The organism is Marinobacter sp. H13, assembly GCF_059072335.1.
Genome location: NZ_JCACRU010000001.1, coordinates 2,696,518 through 2,715,942, shown reverse-complemented (window position 1 = coordinate 2,715,942; position 19,425 = coordinate 2,696,518). Strand labels below are relative to the sequence as shown.

19 protein-coding genes are annotated in these 19,425 nt (G+C 58.1%); 6 read left to right on the top strand and 13 right to left on the bottom strand.

All coding sequences use genetic code 11. From position 1 onward, the window contains the following. Positions 1 to 23 precede the first annotated feature (23 nt). Positions 24 to 1,760: a putative bifunctional diguanylate cyclase/phosphodiesterase gene (locus AC5JQH_RS12535; protein WP_493805658.1), complete on the bottom strand. Its 1,737-nt coding sequence runs from the start codon at positions 1,758 to 1,760 to the stop codon at positions 24 to 26. A gap of 143 nt (positions 1,761 to 1,903) precedes the next feature. Between AC5JQH_RS12535 and rep the strand changes: the two genes are divergently transcribed. The 4 genes from rep (at position 1,904) to AC5JQH_RS12515 (ending at position 6,849) form a co-directional block, all read left to right on the top strand. Then, positions 1,904 to 3,922 carry a DNA helicase Rep gene (gene rep / locus AC5JQH_RS12530; protein ID WP_014575829.1) on the top strand — a complete coding sequence of 673 codons (2,019 nt, stop codon included), beginning with the start codon at positions 1,904 to 1,906 and terminating at the stop codon, positions 3,920 to 3,922. A gap of 105 nt (positions 3,923 to 4,027) precedes the next feature. Further along, positions 4,028 to 5,791 carry a Kelch repeat-containing protein gene (locus tag AC5JQH_RS12525; RefSeq protein WP_493805657.1) on the top strand — a complete coding sequence of 588 codons (1,764 nt, stop codon included), beginning with the start codon at positions 4,028 to 4,030 and terminating at the stop codon, positions 5,789 to 5,791. A gap of 30 nt (positions 5,792 to 5,821) precedes the next feature. Next, the gene (locus tag AC5JQH_RS12520; protein ID WP_493805656.1) at positions 5,822 to 6,283 is read left to right on the top strand and encodes a galactose oxidase early set domain-containing protein; all 462 of its coding nucleotides are present in this window, start codon (positions 5,822 to 5,824) and stop codon (positions 6,281 to 6,283) included. A gap of 20 nt (positions 6,284 to 6,303) precedes the next feature. Next, the gene (locus tag AC5JQH_RS12515) at positions 6,304 to 6,849 is read left to right on the top strand and encodes a hypothetical protein (protein WP_493805655.1); all 546 of its coding nucleotides are present in this window, start codon (positions 6,304 to 6,306) and stop codon (positions 6,847 to 6,849) included. Positions 6,850 to 6,926: 77 nt separating this feature from the next. On the opposite strand, the gene AC5JQH_RS12510 is transcribed toward AC5JQH_RS12515, so the two are convergent. Beyond that, complete coding sequence (locus AC5JQH_RS12510) at positions 6,927 to 7,340, bottom strand: c-type cytochrome (RefSeq protein WP_273156334.1); 414 nt, start codon at positions 7,338 to 7,340, stop codon at positions 6,927 to 6,929. Between the two features lie 202 nt (positions 7,341 to 7,542). Here AC5JQH_RS12510 and AC5JQH_RS12505 point away from each other — a divergent pair, with 202 nt between their 5' ends. Together AC5JQH_RS12505 and AC5JQH_RS12500 are read left to right on the top strand one after the other, a co-directional pair. Continuing rightward, the gene (locus AC5JQH_RS12505) at positions 7,543 to 7,881 is read left to right on the top strand and encodes a hypothetical protein (RefSeq protein WP_014575826.1); all 339 of its coding nucleotides are present in this window, start codon (positions 7,543 to 7,545) and stop codon (positions 7,879 to 7,881) included. 11 nt (positions 7,882 to 7,892) lie between these two features. Beyond that, positions 7,893 to 9,020, top strand: a complete 1,128-nt coding sequence (locus AC5JQH_RS12500; RefSeq protein ID WP_062782915.1) for a phospholipase A — start codon at positions 7,893 to 7,895, stop codon at positions 9,018 to 9,020. Positions 9,021 to 9,163: 143 nt separating this feature from the next. On the opposite strand, the gene AC5JQH_RS12495 is transcribed toward AC5JQH_RS12500, so the two are convergent. The 11 genes from AC5JQH_RS12495 to AC5JQH_RS12445 form a co-directional block, all read right to left on the bottom strand. Continuing rightward, complete coding sequence (locus tag AC5JQH_RS12495; RefSeq protein WP_092033518.1) at positions 9,164 to 10,522, bottom strand: phosphohexomutase domain-containing protein; 1,359 nt, start codon at positions 10,520 to 10,522, stop codon at positions 9,164 to 9,166. 9 nt (positions 10,523 to 10,531) lie between these two features. Continuing rightward, positions 10,532 to 11,008: a bacterioferritin gene (gene bfr / locus AC5JQH_RS12490; RefSeq protein WP_014575823.1), complete on the bottom strand. Its 477-nt coding sequence runs from the start codon at positions 11,006 to 11,008 to the stop codon at positions 10,532 to 10,534. An 89-nt stretch (positions 11,009 to 11,097) separates the two neighbouring features. After that, a complete protein-coding gene (locus AC5JQH_RS12485; protein WP_012139146.1) occupies positions 11,098 to 11,304 on the bottom strand; it encodes a bacterioferritin-associated ferredoxin in 207 nt (68 codons plus the stop codon). 107 nt (positions 11,305 to 11,411) lie between these two features. After that, positions 11,412 to 12,698 carry a Xaa-Pro dipeptidase gene (pepQ, locus tag AC5JQH_RS12480; RefSeq protein ID WP_493805978.1) on the bottom strand — a complete coding sequence of 429 codons (1,287 nt, stop codon included), beginning with the start codon at positions 12,696 to 12,698 and terminating at the stop codon, positions 11,412 to 11,414. After that, complete coding sequence (locus AC5JQH_RS12475) at positions 12,691 to 13,605, bottom strand: LysR family transcriptional regulator (protein WP_493805654.1); 915 nt, start codon at positions 13,603 to 13,605, stop codon at positions 12,691 to 12,693. The genes pepQ and AC5JQH_RS12475 overlap by 8 nt, the downstream gene beginning before the upstream one ends. A gap of 75 nt (positions 13,606 to 13,680) precedes the next feature. Further along, the gene (locus AC5JQH_RS12470; RefSeq protein WP_491713522.1) at positions 13,681 to 14,691 is read right to left on the bottom strand and encodes an ABC transporter ATP-binding protein; all 1,011 of its coding nucleotides are present in this window, start codon (positions 14,689 to 14,691) and stop codon (positions 13,681 to 13,683) included. Next, positions 14,688 to 15,686, bottom strand: a complete 999-nt coding sequence (locus AC5JQH_RS12465) for an ABC transporter ATP-binding protein (RefSeq protein ID WP_104271564.1) — start codon at positions 15,684 to 15,686, stop codon at positions 14,688 to 14,690. Before AC5JQH_RS12465 ends, AC5JQH_RS12470 begins: the two co-directional genes overlap by 4 nt. 4 nt (positions 15,687 to 15,690) lie before the next feature. Next, the gene (locus tag AC5JQH_RS12460; RefSeq protein ID WP_493805653.1) at positions 15,691 to 16,623 is read right to left on the bottom strand and encodes an ABC transporter permease; all 933 of its coding nucleotides are present in this window, start codon (positions 16,621 to 16,623) and stop codon (positions 15,691 to 15,693) included. Further along, the gene (locus AC5JQH_RS12455; RefSeq protein ID WP_053114107.1) at positions 16,620 to 17,669 is read right to left on the bottom strand and encodes an ABC transporter permease; all 1,050 of its coding nucleotides are present in this window, start codon (positions 17,667 to 17,669) and stop codon (positions 16,620 to 16,622) included. Before AC5JQH_RS12455 ends, AC5JQH_RS12460 begins: the two co-directional genes overlap by 4 nt. A gap of 77 nt (positions 17,670 to 17,746) precedes the next feature. Then, complete coding sequence (locus tag AC5JQH_RS12450; RefSeq protein WP_369126632.1) at positions 17,747 to 19,030, bottom strand: ABC transporter substrate-binding protein; 1,284 nt, start codon at positions 19,028 to 19,030, stop codon at positions 17,747 to 17,749. A gap of 3 nt (positions 19,031 to 19,033) precedes the next feature. Further along, positions 19,034 to 19,309 (bottom strand): hypothetical protein, encoded by a 276-nt coding sequence (locus AC5JQH_RS12445; protein ID WP_227507707.1) that lies wholly within the window; start codon positions 19,307 to 19,309, stop codon positions 19,034 to 19,036. Positions 19,310 to 19,425: the final 116 nt, after the last annotated feature.

The following is a 19,425-nucleotide window of genomic DNA, read 5'->3' as shown; positions in this document are numbered from 1 at the left end:
TAAACCAGCAAAGGTACAGCGGCTTACTGCTGCAGGCAAGCGGCCTGTCCCCGCTTGTTCAGGAATTGCACAAGATCCGCCCAGGGCATGGGCCGGGCGTAGTAATAGCCCTGGATTTCATCGCAATGCTGCTGGCGCAGAAACTCCAGTTGCCCTTCGGTTTCCACGCCTTCGGCGACGACGCTGATCTGCAGGCTGTGGGCCAGGCTGATAATGGCCCGGATAATGTGTTCGGCGTCTGCGGAATTACCCAACTCCTGCACAAACGACTTGTCGATCTTCACCAGCGAGATGGGCAGATGCTGGAGATTGCTCAACGATGAAAAGCCGGTGCCGAAATCGTCCAGGGCAAAACTGATACCCAGCTGGTTCAATTCCCGCAGGCAGCGCTGGGCGTACTCCGGGTCGTGCATCATGGCACTCTCGGTCAGCTCCAGCTCCAGCAGACTGGTATCCACGTTGGCGTTAAAGATGATGCGGAAAATGGTTTCGGTCATCTTGCGATCGTGAAACTGCCTGAACGACAGGTTGACCGCGAACACCAGCCCGGGGAAACCGAGCTCGGCGGACTCCTGCAGGCGTTTGCAGGCCTGCTCGATGACCCAGTAACCAATGGGCACGATCAACCCGCTGCGCTCGGCAACCGGAATGAATTCGTCCGGCCCCACCAAACCCCGCTCCGGATGATTCCAACGCAGCAGGCATTCCACGCCCCGAACCTCCTCGGTGGCCAGATCAATCCGGGGCTGGTAGTAAAGTTCGAGCTCCTTGCCCCGAAGGGCATTGCGCAAATCCGCCTCCAGGCGAAGCTGGTAACCGGCGGAAATGTGCAACTGGCGGTCGTAGAAGCGGTAGCTGGTGCCCGGATCCCGTTTTGCTTCAAACATGGCACGATTGGCCCGACGCAACAGATTTTCGGCGCTATCGCCGGCTTCCGGGTAGGTAGCAACACCAAGGCTGACACTCACCACGACGGTCTGGCCATCAATGGTAACAGGCTCATCAAGGGCGCTGACCACCTTGCGGATAATCTGGGTGATATCCAGGGAGTCTTCGACCTTTTCAACAATAATAGCCAGCTCGTCACCGCCAATGCGCATCAGCGAATCCACGCGTCGAAGCGAATGTCGGAGCCGCTCTGCCAGTTTCATCATCAACTGGTCACTTTTCTGATAGCCAAACGACTCGTTGATGCTGCGGAAATCATCAATATTGAGGTGCAATAAAGCCAGACGGTGGCCCGCCCGCTCGGCACGCAGAAGCGCTTGCTGAAGACGATCGAAGAAAAGGTCCCGGTTGATAAAACCGGTGGCGACTTCGCGGCCCAGCTGACCATGGGCGGACTCGGACAACTGGTCCCGATACCAGAGGCATTTCACGGCCCGACGGAACGTCCAGTGGTCCAGGGTTTGACGACAAAGGTAATCGGCAGCTCCGGCAGCCAGCAACTCTGGCGCGCGCTCCATCGGCGGCTCGGCACTGAGGGCCAGAACCGGTTTTTCATTGCTGGCGACCGCCAGATATTGCAGGAAAGACGCCTCTGAGCCACCATGGAACACGCAGTCCCAGACGATGACATCAAAACTGGCGTTCCGGATCAGATCATCGCAATCCACCAGATCCGGGCACCAGGTTGCGTCCGCACTGATTTCGACGTCACCCGCCAGGAGAGCATTCAGCCAGAGAAAATCAGCGTAATCTGGTGTCAGAACCAAAAGGCGCAACTGTCCGGGCCTCACGGTTTCCAGTGGCAGTGTCATCTAGCAGGATCCATTTATGCGTGAACAACCAAGTCCGTTCTATCAATCATAGTCGATAGATCGTCAAGGTACAGCAACTCTGTCTGGTGTAGAATAAGCCCACGTCCGTTATCCCCATTTCGTTCCATTCTGGCCATTTATTTGTGAACAAGCTCAACCCGAGACAAAGCGAAGCAGTCCGCTATGCCGATGGCCCGATGCTGGTGCTTGCCGGGGCAGGCAGTGGCAAGACCAGCGTGATTACCCGCAAGATTGCCTACCTGATCGAGCAACTTGGAATACCGGGGCGTCATATTGCCGCAGTCACCTTCACCAACAAGGCTGCCCGTGAAATGAAAGAGCGGGTTGGCAGGATCGTTGACCGGAAGCTGACCCGGGGCCTGATTGTATCTACTTTTCACAATCTTGGCCTCAACATGATCCGTGAGGAGCACACGCATCTTGGCTACCACCCCGGCTTCTCGATCTTTGATGCCGAGGATGCCAAGGCCCTGTTACAGGATCTGATGCTCCGGGAAGCCAGCGCCGAGGCCGGGGACGAACTCAACGACATCCAGATGACCATCTCCTCCTGGAAAAACGCCATGCGGGGGCCCGCCGAGGCCCTGAGCAAGGCTGCCGATGAGCGTGAACAGCGTATTGCCATTATCTACAAGAAATACAACGAGTACCTGAAAGCCTACAACGCGGTCGATTTTGATGATCTGATCCTGCTGCCCGTGATGCTGTTCCGCTCGAATCCGGACGTGCTCGCGAAATGGCGGCGGAAGATTCGCTACATGCTGGTGGATGAATACCAGGACACCAACGTGTGCCAGTATGAACTAGTCAAGCAGCTGGTGGCCGAGCGGGCCGCGTTTACCGTGGTTGGAGACGACGACCAGTCCATCTATGCCTGGCGCGGTGCCCGGCCCGAAAACCTGGCCCAGCTCAAGGAAGACTTCCCTAGCCTGAAAATCGTCAAGCTTGAGCAGAATTACCGGTCCACTGCCCGGATCCTGCGCAGTGCCAACACAGTAATTGCCAATAATCCCCACGTGTTCGAGAAGGCGTTGTGGAGTGATCACACCATCGGCGAGGAAATCCGGATTGTCCGATGCCGCAACGAAGACGCGGAAACCGACCGCGTTGCCACCGAGATCCTCGACCAGAAACTAAAAAAAGGGCTCGATTTCCGGGACTTTGCCGTGCTGTATCGGGGTAACCACCAGGCACGACTGCTGGAAATGAAGCTGCAGGCCTACCAGATCCCCTACCGCATCTCCGGCGGCCAGTCGTTTTTCTCAAAGAACGAGATCAAGGACGCCATGTCCTACCTGCGGCTGTTGATCAATCCGGACGACGATGCCGCGTTTCTTCGGGTGGTCAATGTGCCACGCCGGGAGATCGGTCCGCGCACGCTGGAGCAGCTCAGTCACTACGCCCGGTCCCGCAACGTCAGCCTGTTCAAGGCCCTGGGTGACATGGGCGCAGAGACCCACGTGACCGAGAAGGGGCTGGATCGCCTGCGGCGTTTTGCCCACTGGGTGGACGCCACCTGCGAGCGGCTACACAGCGAAAACCCGATACCCGTGATCAAACAGCTGTTCACGGACATCGAGTACGAGGAGTGGCTGCACCAGCACTCCGGCACCCCCAAACAGGCCGAGCGGCGGATGGAGAACATCTGGTACCTGGTGGAGTCCATCCAGCGCATGCTCGACGATGGCAAGGGCACGGCCGATGAGCTCGGCATCGAGGATGCCATCACCAAACTGATCCTTCGGGACATGATGGAACAGCGGGAGGAGGACGATGACAGCGACAAGGTTCAGCTACTCACCCTGCACGCGTCGAAGGGCCTGGAGTTTCCCCACGTGTTCATCATGGGGCTTGAGGAAGAAATCCTGCCCCACCGAAGCAGTATTGAAGAAGGTAATATCGAGGAAGAACGACGGCTGATGTACGTGGGCATTACCCGCGCCCGGGAAACATTGACGCTGACCTATGCGGCTACCCGGAAACAGTACGGGGAAAAGCTGGAAACCATCCCGAGCCGTTTTCTTGATGAACTGCCCGAAGAAGATCTCAAGTGGGAAGGCACTGGCGACCTTGATGTGGAAGCCAACCAGAAGAAGGGAAAAGCCACTCTGAGCGCCCTTCTGGGCGATCTCGGCCTGTAGATTTCACTTTTTTTCACAAATACTGCAACTTTTGACGCCCCTGATCCGTTCCTGCAAGCGGGAGACCAAATCCCACTTCGACAACAACAAGATCAGGAGAGCTTTATGTCCACACATCGCAATCGATTGTGTCAGCTTACCGGTTCGTTTCTGCTCATTGCGGCGGGGTCCACGACCGCCAGCGCGGGTCTGCTGGGCGGACTCCTCGGGACCTCTAACGAGGATTCATCGAGCCAGACGACTCTGGCAGAGGATTACTCAGAGAAGGGACGTTTCAGCGAACCGTTTGCGGAACCCACCATCATTGTCGACGGTGAGGCTGTTGAAACCGACGAAAAATGCATCACCCGGGCCGATGGCATGGATGAGTGCAAACCGGCAGCAGGCACCATGGCCCTGCTGAAAGATGGTCGCCTGCTCTATTTGAACGCGCTGGAAGGCACTGAGAATGTTGAGCTATCGATCGTCGCCGAATTTGGCGAGGTTTCAGTCAATGACCAGACACGGGTACTGTCGCTGGATGAAAACGACAACCCGTCGTGGCTCAAACCCTCTCCGCTGGATGCCGGTGCCAACCCGGACGGCAATGACAGCGAAACCCTGCTCAACGGCACCGAACTCGACGGCTTGATTGATACTGCAGATAACACCAGCAAAAACGACGGTGCCCTGTTCTGCTCGGATGTTATCGGCCTTGCAAATGGCGATGTCATGGCCGTCGGCGGCACGGACTATTACTCGGAGCCCGGCATTGACGGCCTCCCCCTGGGTGTCGCGGAACTGGAGGGCATCAAGAATTCCCGGATTTTCGATGAGGCAACCAACACCTGGCGCCAGAGCGGTGACATGACATACGGCCGCTGGTACCCGTCGCTGGTCACGCTTGGCAATGGCGACGTTTTTGTAGCCAGTGGCGTCACCAAACTCCTGAAACCGGTCTATCCGGATGAACCGCTGAATAGCGGTCGTAACGTGGTTCAAACGGAAACCTACAACCCTTGCGCAGGAACGTGGACAGAGAACCCCTCTACCGCTGACAGGTCTTTGCCGTTGTACCCACGCATGCATCTGCTGCCCAACGGTCACGTGCTCTACAATGCCGGAGGCCAGGCATTCAATCCCTTCGGCCAGGGGTATGACCAGGCCTTGTGGAACATTGTCGCCAGCTACAATCCCGCAACCCAGCGCTGGAACGACATCGGCTATGCCGGACTGCCCCTGAGACTTGATGAAGTCGGGCTGGGCCAGCTCAGCAGCACACTGAATATCACCAATCTTTCCCTCGACCAGGTAGGCTCGCTTCTGGGCGATGTGCTGGAAGCTCCATCTGATCTGCTGGAAAGCGGCGCAGAGCTGGGCATTTCAGAAGAAGACCTGCGAATGGCCATTGCCGGCGGCATGCGCGGTTCCACCTCTTCAACCATGCTCCCGCTGAAACCGAATGCCAACGGCGAATACACAGACGTGGAGCTGTTGACTGCCGGTGGCGTGCCCAGTTACGCCCTGCTGACCAATCCCGGCGGCTACCTGCCCACAGACCAGAGCCGTATAGACCGAATCACCACGAATGGCGATGACATCGGCTACGAGTCCCGTCTTACTGGACCGCTCAACCAGCCACGCTGGTATGGCACCAATGTTCTGATGCCGGACGGCAGTGTCATGGTGTTCAGCGGCGGCAACCGTGATGGCGTTGTCGCGCCCGGCCTTGAAGGGCCTATTCGCACGGCCGAGCGCTTTGATCCGGAAACGGGCACCTGGACTGAAATGGCAACGGGCCACCGGGCACGGACTTACCACAACACGGCCGTACTGATGGAAGACGGTCGTGTGATGATTGCCGGGCATTCACCGATCAACACCGCTTAACTGACCTTTGTCGATCTTCAGGACTTCGGTTTGGCGCCGTATGACGGACGGGATCCCAGCTTTGAAATCTACACACCACCCTATGCCATGCGTGATGACCGCCCGGAAATCCAGAGCGCGCCGCGCAACCTGACTATTGGGGATCGCTTCAATATAAAGGTTGACCAAGCAGACCAGATCGACAAAGCGCTACTGATTCGCCGCACGGTCATGACCCATGTGATTGATGGCGACCAGCGCGCCATTGAGCTGATCATGGAGAAAGGCAATGGCAACAAGCTAACCCTGAAAATGCCCGACAACCACAACGTGGTACCCGCCGGCGAATACATGTTGTTCGTGAGCAAAGAGACGACTGAAGGAAGGGTGCCTTCGATATCGGCTCCCATCACCGTGGTCAACGAGAATCTCGAGTGCATGGCGCCAACCCAGGTGGCGGGCGAGACCACGACCGCCGACGGAATTATCGAATCAACACTTGAGATTCTGTAACCAGGCAAAGGGAGTACATTATGAAAAACGGACGAATCAGCAAAGGCGGATTGCCTCTGGTTTTTTTCGGCCTGCTGCCCCTGATGGCCTCCGCGCCAGCAGGGGCGCACGGCGCACCTGACGCAGAGGGAGCTCCCTCTGAGATCGTACAGGCCCGCATTACCAAGCAGCCGAACATTCAGGGATTGAACGCCATGATTCTGGATGCCCCACGCCCGGGCATCCTGTTGAGCTATCGGGGCGACACCCCGCTTACAGTACTGGGAACTCAAGACGAGGCTTTTCTGAGATTTACTGGCAAGACCGTTATGGTCAATACGGACAGTCCGAGCTGGCAGGCTCTACCAAACGCCCCTGCTCTCTTGGGAACGCCCAGTGAGGAGCGTGACAGATGGGCAACACTGTCACAAAGTACCAGTTTTGGCTGGCTGGACCCACGCCTGGCAGCGATGGAGAACATGCATCACCGGGAACCAGAACACCAGAGCTGGTCGATCACCCTGCAAACCGCCTCCGGCGAAACAGCCATGATAACCGGCGAACTGAGGCGTAGAACGCTCCCCTGAACCCCAAAACTGGAAGGCTGAAAGGCCATAGAAAAAGCCCCCGAATGTCGGGGGCTTTTTCTGATATCACAATTGCCTTACTGGCTCTGCTCGACAATGTACTCAACAGACGCCTGGATTTCTTCATCCGGACAGCTTGAACAGCCGCCTTTTGCCGGCATCGCGTTGAAGCCATTGATAGCGTGACTGACCAGAGTGTCCAGCCCTTTATCGATGCGCGGTGCCCAGGCATCCGCATCGCCAATCACCGGCGCACCTGCAGCACCCGTGGTATGACAAGCCATGCAGACAGCATCGTAAACTTCACTGCCGGAGCGAGGTCCAGAGCTGGCAGTTTCAGTGGCCGCCGCAGCTTCACCACACTCTTCACCCTGCAGGCAAACTTCCCCTATTGGCTGGATGCGTGCACGGATTTCATCTTCGACACTTGCCATTACGGCGCCCGCTGTCAGGCCTGCAACGACCAATACAGCAGCCAGGACTCTCTTCATCTTCACAATGCACCTCGCATTTGAGCGTTATAATCTTCGGTCGCCGCATTATAGCGACTGAAACCCGGCAAAAAAACCAAACAGCAAAATCATAAATTGATTTCAACCATTTTAATTGCGATTTCGTAAGTCAGAGGGTGTTTCGCGAACAATCCGGTTACCATGGTGTTCGCCGACGTTTCATCATTCAGGACCTGTTTCCATGACCAATTCGGAACCGACTTCACCCCACCCGTTGCGCAAACCGCTGCTGATTGCCGAATTTACGGCGCTTGCCGTTTTGCTGGCTTCCATGGGGTGGTTTTCCAGCCAGACCAGCGACGGTCAGACCATCAGCGCCGGCTGGCTGCTGATTCCAGCCTTCGCCAGCCTCGGGGTCTTCATCAGCTTTATCGGCCTCATGTACCTGCGCTGGGTAGCCTCGGCGGAAAGTGGCAACCGGTTCAAGCACAAGGTTATTTTCTCACTTCTGGCCGTCACCCTGATCGGCGTCTGGATCTATGGCATTGCCAACACCTGGTTCAGTCTGACCGCCAGCTAGGAGAGCACCTGATGACATCCCCACACCTGTTGGCGCCGCCCACGGCCATCATTACCTTCTCGTTGATGCTGTCGGTGCCTGTAAACGTGTCGGCACAGACTGAGGAAGCGCCCTCCATTGATTCACCCGAACAGTGCGCCCTGATTGACGATGGCATCAAGCGACTGGCCTGTTTTGACAGCCTCTACAAACCCACTGAGAGCCAGGCCCAGGCATCGGAAAGCGCCAAGGAACAGGCCGAGAAGAGCGCGGAGCAACTGGCGCCCAATGGTAAAGATCTCGATGCCGTTGCCGGCAGTGCCTTGGAAGGCGATTCCGACGCAGGCGTTATGTCTGCCTTGGTGGACCGCTATGTGGCCGCCGAGAAAGCCGTGTTTTCCTTTTCCGGCAGCTTTGTGGGGCACCGGCCCACCTACATCCTGCCGGTGAGCTGGGTGAAAGACCCGAACGAATCGCCATCCAGTCCCCGGCTAGGGTCCATCGGTTATGACTACGACCTGGAACGGGAAGAAGCCAAGTACCAGATCAGTTTCAAGGTCCCACTGCTGACGGGAATTCTGGACGACCGCACAACACTCTGGTTTGGCTATACCCAGACCTCGTTCTGGCAGGTGTACAACCAGGACGACTCCGCGCCTTTCCGGGAAACCAACTACGAGCCGGAGATATTCGCCCGATACCAGACCGACTGGGATATCGGACCGGGCCGACTGAATGGCGTGACCCTCGGATTCAATCACCAGTCCAACGGGCAGTCTGAACCGAGGTCCCGGAGCTGGAATCGCATCATGGGCTCAGCCGCGTACAGTTATGATCGCTGGCTCTTTATGGTCCAGCCCTGGTATCGGATTCCGGAGAACAATGACGATGATAATGCGGACATCCAGCGCTACCTGGGGTATGCCAATTACCATGCGGTATACAAGCTGACCGAGGATCGGACGTTTTCGTTGCGGCTGATGAATAACCTGCGGTCGGATGATAACAAGACGTCGGTGGAGTTCGGGTACAGTTTCCCAATGGGGGATACGGTTAAGGGGTTCTTCCAGTACTACAACGGGTATGGGGAGAGTCTGATCGACTATAACCACCGGATTCAGCGGTTCGGTATCGGGATTATGCTGAACGACTGGCTCTGACTTCAGGTGCAAGACCGACTGGGACGCTTGTCCTCCTGAAACACGCTCCTAACGGCACATCCCTGTGACGCTTGGGCTCCGCCATCCCTGGCTCCGCACAGTTTCATGAGGACAAGCGTCCCACTCGGCCCCAAAAAAAGGAGTTACCTCTCCTCGTTCAATCTCTGCATTTCTGCCAGCAATTCTTCCGTCTTCTCTTCCATCAACGGAATATCCGCCCGCGATTCTACGTTCAACCGTACAACCGGCTCGGTGTTGGACATTCGTAGGTTGAAGCGCCAGTCGTCGAATTCGATGCTTACGCCGTCCACGTGGCTGACGCTTTTGGCGCCAACGCTGTATTTGGCTTCAATCGCAGCGATGACCTTGGGGGGATCATCGATGGTGCGGTTGATTTCGCCGCTGGCGGGGTAGGCTTCGATTCGGGCATCGATGAGCGACGACAGGGTCTGGCCGGACTGGCAGAGGCGTTCGGCAACCAGCAGCCAGGGGATCATGCCGCTGTCGCAATAGGCGAAGTCGCGGAAGTAGTGGTGGGCGCTCATTTCGCCACCATACACGGCATCTTCGTCACGCATTCTCTGTTTGATGAAGGCGTGGCCGGTCTTGCTCTCGATGGCTTCGCCACCGGCGGCTTTCACCAGATCAAGGGTGTTCCAGGTCAGACGGGGGTCATGGATGACCTTGCCGCCGCCGGTTTTGCGCAGGAACTGGTCGGCGAGCAAACCAACAATGTAGTACCCCTCTATGAAACGGCCGTTTTCGTCGAAGAAGAAGCAGCGGTCGTAGTCGCCATCCCAGGCGATGCCCATGGCAGCGCCTTCTGCAATGACGGCGTCGGCCGTCGCCGCCCGGTTTTCCGGGAGGATCGGGTTCGGTACGCCGTTGGGAAAATGGCCGTCTGGCTGGTGGTGCACTTTCACGAATTCAAAGGGCAGGTGCTGTTCGAGTTCATCGATCACCAGGCCGGCGCCGCCGTTACCGGCGTTGCAGACAATGGTCAGCGGGCTGAGCGAACCGGCATCGATATACCCCAGGAGATGGTCCACGTAGGCGCTCATCACCTCAAGTGGTTCGTAGCGACCCTGCTGAGGTGCATCACCGAATGGCTCCAGCACCCGGTCGCGAATCTCGTTCAGACCGTTATCGGAGCTGATAGGCCGGGATTCAGGGCCGACCATTTTCATGCCGTTGTGATCTTTGGGATTGTGGCTGGCAGTCACCATAATGCCGCCGTCCATCTTGTAATGGCTGGTGGCAAAATACACCTGCTCGGTGCCGCACAGGCCGATATCAAACACATCCGCGCCGGCGGCCATGAGGCCGGAGCTGAGTGCCTCGGCAATGTCGGGACTGGACAGCCGGATGTCGTAGCCCACGATGACTTTTTTCGCGCCAGTGATTTCCACGTAAGCGCGTCCGATTTTTTCGGCCAGGACCGGATTCAGTTGATCGGGAACCCGGCCTCGCAGGTCGTAGGCTTTAAAACAGGACAAGTCCATTGTCTCGATTTACTCCGCGGCGGATGACTGAAGCTGGATGTAATTCTGAATGCCCATCTGGGAAATCATTTCCAGCTGGGTTTCCAGCCAGTCGATATGCTCTTCTTCACTATCAAGAATGCTACGGAACAGTTCACGACTGGTGAAATCCTGCACTTCCTCACAGTAGAGGATCGCTTCTTTCAGGTCGGTGTGGGCAATTTCTTCCAGTTTGAGATCGCAGGAGATCATTTCCTCGACGTTCTCGCCGATCAGCAATTTGTTCAGATCCTGGAGATTGGGCAGGCCTTCGAGGAACAGGATCCGCTCGATAAGCTGGTCTGCATGCTTCATCTCGTCGATGGATTCTTCGTATTCCTTGGCGGCCAGCTTGGTAATACCCCAATCCTTGTACATGCGGGAATGGAGAAAGTACTGGTTAATAGCGGTCAGCTCGTTGCCGAGGACCTTGTTCAAGTGCTGGATGACCTTTTTATCGCCTTTCATACTCGGGCTCCCTGATGGCCGAATGGATCAGTGTCTTAGGATAGCCCCTTATGACGCAGGAGAAAAATAGAACCGGACAATCGTGCCGGTCAGGCAGGCTGGGCGAGCATATTGGCCATGGCCAGGTAGTCGGGCGTGCGGCTCTCGCGCAGGATTTCGCGGGCGGTGCAGGCGCAGCGTCCACACTGGGTGCCGACACCCAGCTCTTTGCCAAGCTGGCGCATGGATGACACGCCGTTATCGGCAGCTTCGCGAATTTCCCGGTCGGTTACGCCGTGGCAAAGACATACGTACATAGCAGTGACTCACCAATGACAATAAAAGTTAGTGATAATTATTGTCATTGGCATCTCGAAATGCAAGCCTTCTGGCTTAAATTTGTGCAACTTTTGTGTTGCGAGACTCACAACCCCCGGGTCAGATTCCGCGAACCTGCGTCGGTAACCACCACGTTGTCCTCGATACGGATTCCGCCGCAGCCTCTCAGCCGCCCAATCAGCTCCCGGTTTAAATATCGCCCCAGCTCGCCTTCCAGCAGTGGATCCAGCAGCGACGGAATGAAATAGAGACCCGGCTCGATGGTTACCACCATACCGGGTTCAAGCCGGCGGGTGAGACGGAGAAATGGCGCATCTTCCGGAGGCGGCGTGGGCTTTCCAGCTACGTCGTGAACCTGGACGCCCAGGAAGTGACCGATGCCATGGGGGAAGAACACACGGGTGATGCCCTTTTCGACGATGTCCTCGTCATCCAGGCCGATAACCAGACCAGTCGCCGACAGCAGGGCGGCAAGCCCCTGATGCGCCTTGCGATGAATGTCGATGTAGTCCACCCCGGGCGCGACCATGTCGCAGAGCCTGACCTGAAGCCGGTCGAGACCGTGGATCAGCGCCGCGAAGTGGGACTCTCCCGGGCCTGCCGTGGTGCGGGTTATATCGGAGCAGTAGCTCCGAAAACGGACCCCGGCATCGATCAGCAGGCTGCGGGTCTGCCCTGGCGGCTGCGTATCGTAATACTGGTAGTGCAACGTCCCGGCGTGCTCGTTCAGCCCGATAATGCTGTGATAAGGCGCTTCGGCTTCCCGCTGACCGGTTGCCTGCTGGTAGGCCAGATTGATGCCAAACTCGCTCTCACCGACCAGGAACGCCTCCCGGGCCGCCGCGTGGCCTGCCAGAGCCAGTCTGTTCGCCTGCGCGAGACACTCGATTTCGTAGGGCGTTTTGCACACGCGGGTCTCGTCCAGATCCCTCAACAGAGCCTCCGGGTTTTTCTCACCCGGAATATTCCATATCAGGGAAGGATCCCCGATCACCGCAAGGCTTTCCGGATCATCCAGCAACGGGGCCTCGGGTGAGGCACTGCTGCGAACCTCGATGAATTGCTGCCAGGGCTCTTCCGCCAGTGGCGAATTGGCGTGCCAGAAGTCCACCGGCTCGAACAGCCAGAGCACCGGCCTGTGCCCCGCCCGGATCCAGAGCCAGCAGTGTTCGCGGCCAGCCAGACCGGTCCAGTGAAGAAACGGACCATAACCCTGGAAATGCCAGGCCTGGTCATCTCCATAGCGGTAAGGCGCGGCGCCGGAAGCAATAAGCAGGCTGTCGTAGCCATGCTCTGCCAGGGCCGATTCGTATCGGGCCTGCAGTTCTTTCAAGTGATCGGTCTGCAGCGACAACAGCGCATCATCAGGCATGGCCATCTTCCAGTGTTTTCCAGAGCGTTAAAAGATCGTCCGAGCGGGTATCACGGAGACGGATCAGGCGAATCTCAAGGGGGACATCCCAGTCTTCGTCACCGGCTCGCACCAGACTGCCGAACTGTTCGCTTTTTTCCATCATGCGCCGGGGCAACCAGCCCATGCCGAAACCCTGCTTCACCAGCGCCTTGATGCTGGCGGACTGGGTGTTCTCGTTCAGGGGTAACAGGTTGGCCGTCAACCTGCTGCGGGCAAGATGGCCTTCAATCGCCGATTGCAGGAAACCACGACTGTGATAAGCGATCAGCGGTACCGGCTGTTCCGGGCTGCCCGGCAAGGCAAACCGCGGATGCCCCTGATCATCAGCAACACTGACCGGAACCAGGGATTCGCGAGCCAGCACCAGCCAGTCGTAGCTATCGGCAGTCAGCCTCCCGCCCCAGGGCAGATCTGGATGCCAATAGCACAGCACCAGATCACACTCACCACTATCCAGCGCCTCCAGAAACTGTTCCCCCACCCAGCTGGTGGCATTCAGATTGAGCTGCAAACGCTCGGCAATGCCCGCGTCTTTCGCCCAGCCCTGGTAAAAGTGCGAAAACAGACCCTGCGTGGAACCCACACTGATCCTGGCAGACACCTCGGCTTCAAGGGCGCTGATTCGATCGCGGGTATCCCGCACATCCCGGGTGATCCGCTCGCACAGCTCCCTGAATATCTCGCCAGCGGGCGTCAGCGAGAGCGGCAGCGTCTGGCGGTTGACCAGCGTGCTGCCCATGGCTTCTTCCAATAATTTGATCCGGCGGCTGAACGTAGGCTGGCTCACGTGCTGCAACTCGGCAGCACGTGAGAAATGGCGCGTTCGGGCCAGCGCCAGAAAATCTTCCAACCAGCGTACTTCCATGGAGTCCCCTAAGGGTATGTCGTTGTATCGATGCGAGTTCTGCTGCTGGCATCATAGCCTATCGCAGCGGCGCCGTTACAACCTGCCCTCTTCCACCGCGTGGCACGCAACCTGAGTTCCGCCATCCGTGGTGATCAGCTGGGGCACTTCCTGCCGGCATCGCTCGTTGGCATAGGGGCAACGCCCATGAAACACGCAGCCCGACGGCAGGTTCACCGGCGTCGGCACCTCTCCTTTCAGGCGGATGTGGTTGGGGCGATCGTCCTCCAGTTTCGGAATAGCCGACAACAGCGCATGGGTGTAGGGATGTCGGGGCGCGGAAAACAGCGTTTTTGTATCCGCCAGCTCACAAACCCGCCCAAGGTACATGACGGCAACCCGAGTGCCGAAATGCTCAACCACCGCCAGATCGTGGGTAATAAACAGGTAGGTCAAGCCCCGGCTTTCCTGGGCGTCCATCAGCAGGTTCAGCACCTGGGCCTGGATCGACACGTCCAGGGCCGAGATCGGCTCGTCGGCCACGATGAACTCCGGATCAACTGCCAGGGCCCGGGCAATGGCGATCCGCTGGCGCTGGCCACCGGAGAATTCGTGGCCGAAGCGGTTGCCCCAGTCCTGATCAATGCCCACCGAATGCATCACCTCATGGATCTTGTCCCGCACCTGCACCGGGGACCAGTCCGGATGATGGAACCGGATCGGCTCCTCCAGGGTCTGCTGGATGGTCATGCGCGGGTTCAGGGACGCATAGGGATTCTGGAAGATCATCTGCATCTTGCGCCGGTACGGCAGTGAATCCTTGCGCTCCAGATTGTCGATGCGCTGGCCGTCGTAGTGAATCTCGCCGGCGCTGGGCGAGAGCAACCCCATCACGGTTCGGGCCACGGTCGACTTGCCACAGCCGGATTCGCCCACCACGCACAGGGCCTCGCCCTTCTGCACTTCCAGGTCCACGCCGTTGATGGCGTGGACAGCCTCCTGTTTGCGGCGGAAGCGTCCACCCTCAAAGGTGATCTGCTCCAGCAGGCTGCCGGACAGGTCAAAGCGTTTCTCGAGACCGCTGATACTTACCAGAGGGGAGGTCATGATTCGGCCTCCTGCATGCGTTTCTCCTGTTCAATCAGGTTGGCAACTTCGTAACAGGCCACATTCACATTGCCCGAGCGCACATACTCCGGCATGGCCTGCTTGCACTGCTCGGTGGCGAAGTTGCAGCGGGGATGGAACGGACAGCCGGAGGGCACGTTCTTCAACGATGGCATGGAGCCGGGAATCTGGAACAGCCGCTCGCCGGGCTCGCCCATCTGGGGCAGCGCGTTGATCAGCCCCTGGGTGTAGGGGTGCTGGGCATCGTTGATAATTTCCCGGGTCGGCCCCTGCTCGATAATCCGGCCGGAGTACATGACCAGCATTCGCTGGGTCACCTGGGAAACCACGCCCAGATCGTGGGTAATCAGCATCAACGCCACGTTCTCCTGTTCGCACAGGTTCAGTAGCAGATCCATGATTTCCGCCTGAATGGTGACATCCAGAGCCGTCGTGGGCTCATCCGCGATGATGATTTCCGGATCCAGCAGCAGGGCGATGGCAATGATCACCCGCTGGCGCATGCCCCCGGACAGCTCATGGGGGTATTGATCGAGACGCTTCTCCGGAGAAGGAATCTGCACCTTCTGCAGCCGGTCCAGAGCAATGGCACGGGCTTCTTTTTTACTGATTTTCCGATGGGCAAGGAGAGCCTCCACCATCTGGGTTCCGATGGTGAGGACCGGGTTCAGGGTCATCATCGGATCCTGGAAGATCATGGCGATACGGTTACCACGGATTCGGCGCAGCTCCCGCTCGCTCATGGCGGCGAGGTCCCTGCCCTCGAACAGGATCTGTCCGCCGGCGATGTAGCCCGGCTTGGCAATCAGGTTCAGGATGGAAAAGGCAGCCACCGACTTGCCGGCACCGGACTCCCCCACCAGGCCCAGGCGCTCGCCCTTGTCCAGGCTGAAGCTGATGCCGCGCAGCGCTGTCAGGTCGCCACCACGCACGGCAAAACGTACATCAAGATCTTTTACTTCCAACAGTGCCATGGTGTTACCCCTTGTACAGCCGTGGGTTCATCACATCCCGCAACCAGTCACCCAACAGGTTGATGACCAGCACGAGCACCACCAGCACCAGGCCCGGGATCAGGGTGATCCACCAGGAACCGCTCTGGATGTAGTCAAAGCCGGATTTGATCAGCGAGCCCAGCGACGGCTGGGTCTCCGGCATGCCAAGCCCCAGGAACGACAGCGCCGCCTCGGAGATAATGGCGTTGGCGATCTGGACCGTGGCGATAACGAAGATGGGCGACAGCGTATTGGGCAGGATGTGCCGGAACATGATCCGACGGGTCCCGAAACCCATCACCTTGGCCGCATCCACGTACTCCTTCTTCTTTTCCGCCAGCACCGAGGCACGAGCGGTCCGGGCAATCTGGGGCCACTCGGCAACACCGATGATGAAGATCAGCATGTAAATGGCGATCTCACCGAACATCAGGTTACCGAAGCTGGCCTTGAACACTGCGCCCACGATGATGGCAACCATCAGAGTGGAGAAGGACAGCTGCACATCGGCAATGCGCATCAGCACCGCATCGACCTTGCCACCCAGGTAGCCGGCGAGGAGACCGAACAGAATGCCCAGAAACGCCTGCAGGACCACCGCCCCGAAACCGATCATCAGGGACACCCGGGTACCGTAAAGAATCGTGGACAGCAGATCCCGGCCCTGGGCGTCGGTGCCCAGGGGGAAGGCCGGATCGGCTCCGCTCATGCCCACCGGGGGCAGCTCGGAATTCATAATGTTGATCTGCGCCAGATCGTAGGGATCGGCGGGCGCCAGCAGGGGCGCGAACACCGCCGCCAGCACCATCAGCAGCAGCACGGCAAAGCTGACAATCGCCACCTTGTCGCGCTTGAAGCTGTACCAGAAGAAGGACTCGCGGAAGCGGTACCAGCGGGAAACCGTTGCCGTTGTCATGCTTTCTTTCCTGTCAGTTTGACGGTGGGATTCACCAGACCGTAGATCAGATCCACCAGGGTATTGGTAACCACGAAAATCAGGCCCACCACCATCAGGTAAGCCACGATCAGCGGAATGTCACTGCGGGTAATGGCCTCCAGGAACATCAGGCCCACGCCCGGCCACTGGAACACGGTTTCCGTAAGGATGGTGTACGCCACCATAATGCCGATCTGCACGCCACCCACGGTGATCACCGGAAGCATGGTGTTCTTGAGTGCGTGCAGGAAGTTGATGCGGCCGGCGCTCAGGCCCTTGGCCCGGGCGTAACGCACATAGTCGCTCTGCAGCACTTCCATCATCTCGGCCCGGATCAGCCGGATAAACAGCGGCAGCATGATCGAGGCCAGCGACACCGACGGTAGGATCAGGTGCATCAGACCGGTACCGGTGAAGAAGCCCGATTCCCAAGTGCCGAACAGGTGAGTCAACTCATCACCACGCCCGTAAGAGGGCAGGCCGCCCTCAGTGGAAAAGAAGTCGTTCAGCCACTGCCCCCACCCGGTATCGGACGGAAACCAGTTCACCGTCACACCAATGGAGAACAGCTGAATCAGCACAATGGCCGTCAGGAACACCGGGATGGAAATACCCACGGTACTGACGCCCATAAAGAATTTGGATAACCATGCCTGGGGCCGGATAGCGGCATAGACACCAATCGGCACGGAAAGAAACACAATAATCAGACTGGCACCGATGACCAGCTCCAGCGTCGCCGGCAGGTGCTCGGCGATCACTTCCAGGGTCGGCTTGCTGTAGAAATAGGAGTTGCCCAGGTCGCCCTGGAGCGCATTGCCTGCAAACCGCAGGTACTGCACCACCATCGGGTCGTTCAGGCCAAGCTCCTCTCGAATGGCTTCCCTCTCCTCTTCGGAGACGGACATCCCCACCATTTCCTGAAGCGGGTCCCCGAGGCCATCCTGAATGGCAAAGGCAATCACGCTGATCACAAACATGACCAGAAACGCCTGGGAAATCCGCTGAACCAAAAACGCTAACATGGAAAGCTTCCGGATAAGGCTTGCAAACAAAAGGCCGGCGCCGGATCACTCCAGCGCCGGCCGGCCATCAAAGGCAGTTACTCAACAACCAGATCACCCAGGTACGGGAAGTTCATGACATTGAGCACCGGCTCAATATTCACGTTCTTCTTGGAGGCCCAGGCCAGGTCCTGCCAGTGCAGCGGAACAAAGGCGGCATCATCGTACAGACGCTGTTCCACTTCCTGCAGCATGGCGGCACGCTTGTCCAGGTCGGTCTCGACGTTGGCCTTCTGTACCAGGGCGTCGATTTCCGGGTTGCAGTAGTTACCGGCGTTGTACTGGCCAGCGCCAGTGTCGGCATCCGGGCAGAAGGTCAGGAACTCGTAGAAGTTGGCGGAGTCCTCGGTATCCGCGTGCCAGCCGATCATCATCATGTCAGCGGCGCGGTTGTCATACTCCGGCCAGTACTGGGCCTTTGGCAGGGTTTTCAGATCCACCTTGATGTTGATGCGCGCCAGCATGGCAGCCACTGCCTGAGCGATCTTGTCGTCGTTCACGTAGCGGTTGTTCGGCGCCATCATGGTGATTGTGAAACCGTCCTCGTAACCGGCTTCCTTCATCAGCTCCTGGGCCTTGGCCACATCGAAGCGCGGTGTCAGGGACTCGTTATAGCCCTGGTAGCCTTCAGGCGACATCTGGGCAGCAGGGGTGGCGAAGCCTTTCATGATCTTGGCGGCAATGCCTTCCTGGTTGATGGCATAGGCAATCGCCTGGCGAACCTTCGGGTTCTTGAAGGCTTCCACTCGCTCCTGGTTCATGTGGAACAGGATGATGCGGGTGCCACTCATGGTGACCAGGTTGGCGTTCTTGTCGTTGCGGATCCGCTCCAGATCATTGGGCGGAACCGGGGCGATAAAGTCGACACCACCGGACAGCAGCGCAGAAACCCGGGTGTTGTTCTCTTTGATCGGAGTCAGCACGATCTTGCCGACGTTACCCGGGGACTCGGTATCCCAGTAGTCGTCGAAGCGCTCGAACTCGACGCGGACACCCTGCTTGCGTTCGGTCACGGTGTAAGGGCCGGTGCCCGACAGATTCTCGGATGCGAACGAGTTGCCATGTTTGAGGATGGCGCTCTTGTCTTTGCCGTCTTCGGTCTGGCCGCTGTAGAACTCGCTGTCGAACGGGAAGATATAGGTGGCGGTGTTCAGCAGCAGCGGATAGGGCTCACTGGTGACCAGCTCGAAGGTGTAATCATCGATGATGTTGATGCCGCTGAAGGGCTTGAAGATGGCCTTGAAATCCTGGCTCTGCTTCAGGCGGTCGAAAGTGAACTTCACATCCGCGGTCGTCAGCTCGTTGCCGGAATGGAACTTCACGCCCTAACGGAGTTTGAAGCGCATGGTGTTTTCATCAACCCGGGTCCAGCTCTCTGCCAGGCGCGGCTCGAAACCAAGATCCTTGGTCCAGCGCAACAGCGGATCAAAGGTCATATGAGACAGCTGGAGAATGCCACCAGACAGCTGCTCATGAATGTCGAGGGTCACGGGGTCGGCGTCGTACGCCATCTTCAGTTCCTTGGTCGCCTCGGCAGACAGGGCTACCGGCGCCGCCGCCAGGGCCATGGAACCGACAAATGCTGCAATCAGTTTTTTCATCGCGTTTTCCGTCGCTGTTTTAGGAATTTTCACGGAACATCGGCGCAGAACGGCGCCGAATGCCTGGCCAACAAGCTAGTCTCGGAAAACACTTAGGGCAATCGAAATTGCGACAT

Coding starts and splice junctions, on each gene's coding strand:
- AC5JQH_RS12455 (WP_053114107.1), bottom strand. CDS start 17,669: ATGTTAGCGTTTTTGGTTCAGCGGATTTCCCAGGCGTTTCTGGTCATG.
- AC5JQH_RS12485 (WP_012139146.1), bottom strand. CDS start 11,304: ATGTACGTATGTCTTTGCCACGGCGTAACCGACCGGGAAATTCGCGAA.
- AC5JQH_RS12495 (WP_092033518.1), bottom strand. CDS start 10,522: ATGGACTTGTCCTGTTTTAAAGCCTACGACCTGCGAGGCCGGGTTCCC.
- pepQ (WP_493805978.1), bottom strand. CDS start 12,698: ATGCCTGATGATGCGCTGTTGTCGCTGCAGACCGATCACTTGAAAGAA.
- AC5JQH_RS12535 (WP_493805658.1), bottom strand. CDS start 1,760: ATGACACTGCCACTGGAAACCGTGAGGCCCGGACAGTTGCGCCTTTTG.
- AC5JQH_RS12500 (WP_062782915.1), top strand. CDS start 7,893: ATGACATCCCCACACCTGTTGGCGCCGCCCACGGCCATCATTACCTTC.
- AC5JQH_RS12445 (WP_227507707.1), bottom strand. CDS start 19,309: ATGAAAAAACTGATTGCAGCATTTGTCGGTTCCATGGCCCTGGCGGCG.
- AC5JQH_RS12460 (WP_493805653.1), bottom strand. CDS start 16,623: ATGACAACGGCAACGGTTTCCCGCTGGTACCGCTTCCGCGAGTCCTTC.
- AC5JQH_RS12505 (WP_014575826.1), top strand. CDS start 7,543: ATGACCAATTCGGAACCGACTTCACCCCACCCGTTGCGCAAACCGCTG.
- AC5JQH_RS12465 (WP_104271564.1), bottom strand. CDS start 15,686: ATGGCACTGTTGGAAGTAAAAGATCTTGATGTACGTTTTGCCGTGCGT.
- bfr (WP_014575823.1), bottom strand. CDS start 11,008: ATGAAAGGCGATAAAAAGGTCATCCAGCACTTGAACAAGGTCCTCGGC.
- AC5JQH_RS12475 (WP_493805654.1), bottom strand. CDS start 13,605: ATGGAAGTACGCTGGTTGGAAGATTTTCTGGCGCTGGCCCGAACGCGC.
- AC5JQH_RS12525 (WP_493805657.1), top strand. CDS start 4,028: ATGTCCACACATCGCAATCGATTGTGTCAGCTTACCGGTTCGTTTCTG.
- AC5JQH_RS12515 (WP_493805655.1), top strand. CDS start 6,304: ATGAAAAACGGACGAATCAGCAAAGGCGGATTGCCTCTGGTTTTTTTC.
- AC5JQH_RS12470 (WP_491713522.1), bottom strand. CDS start 14,691: ATGACCTCCCCTCTGGTAAGTATCAGCGGTCTCGAGAAACGCTTTGAC.
- AC5JQH_RS12510 (WP_273156334.1), bottom strand. CDS start 7,340: ATGAAGAGAGTCCTGGCTGCTGTATTGGTCGTTGCAGGCCTGACAGCG.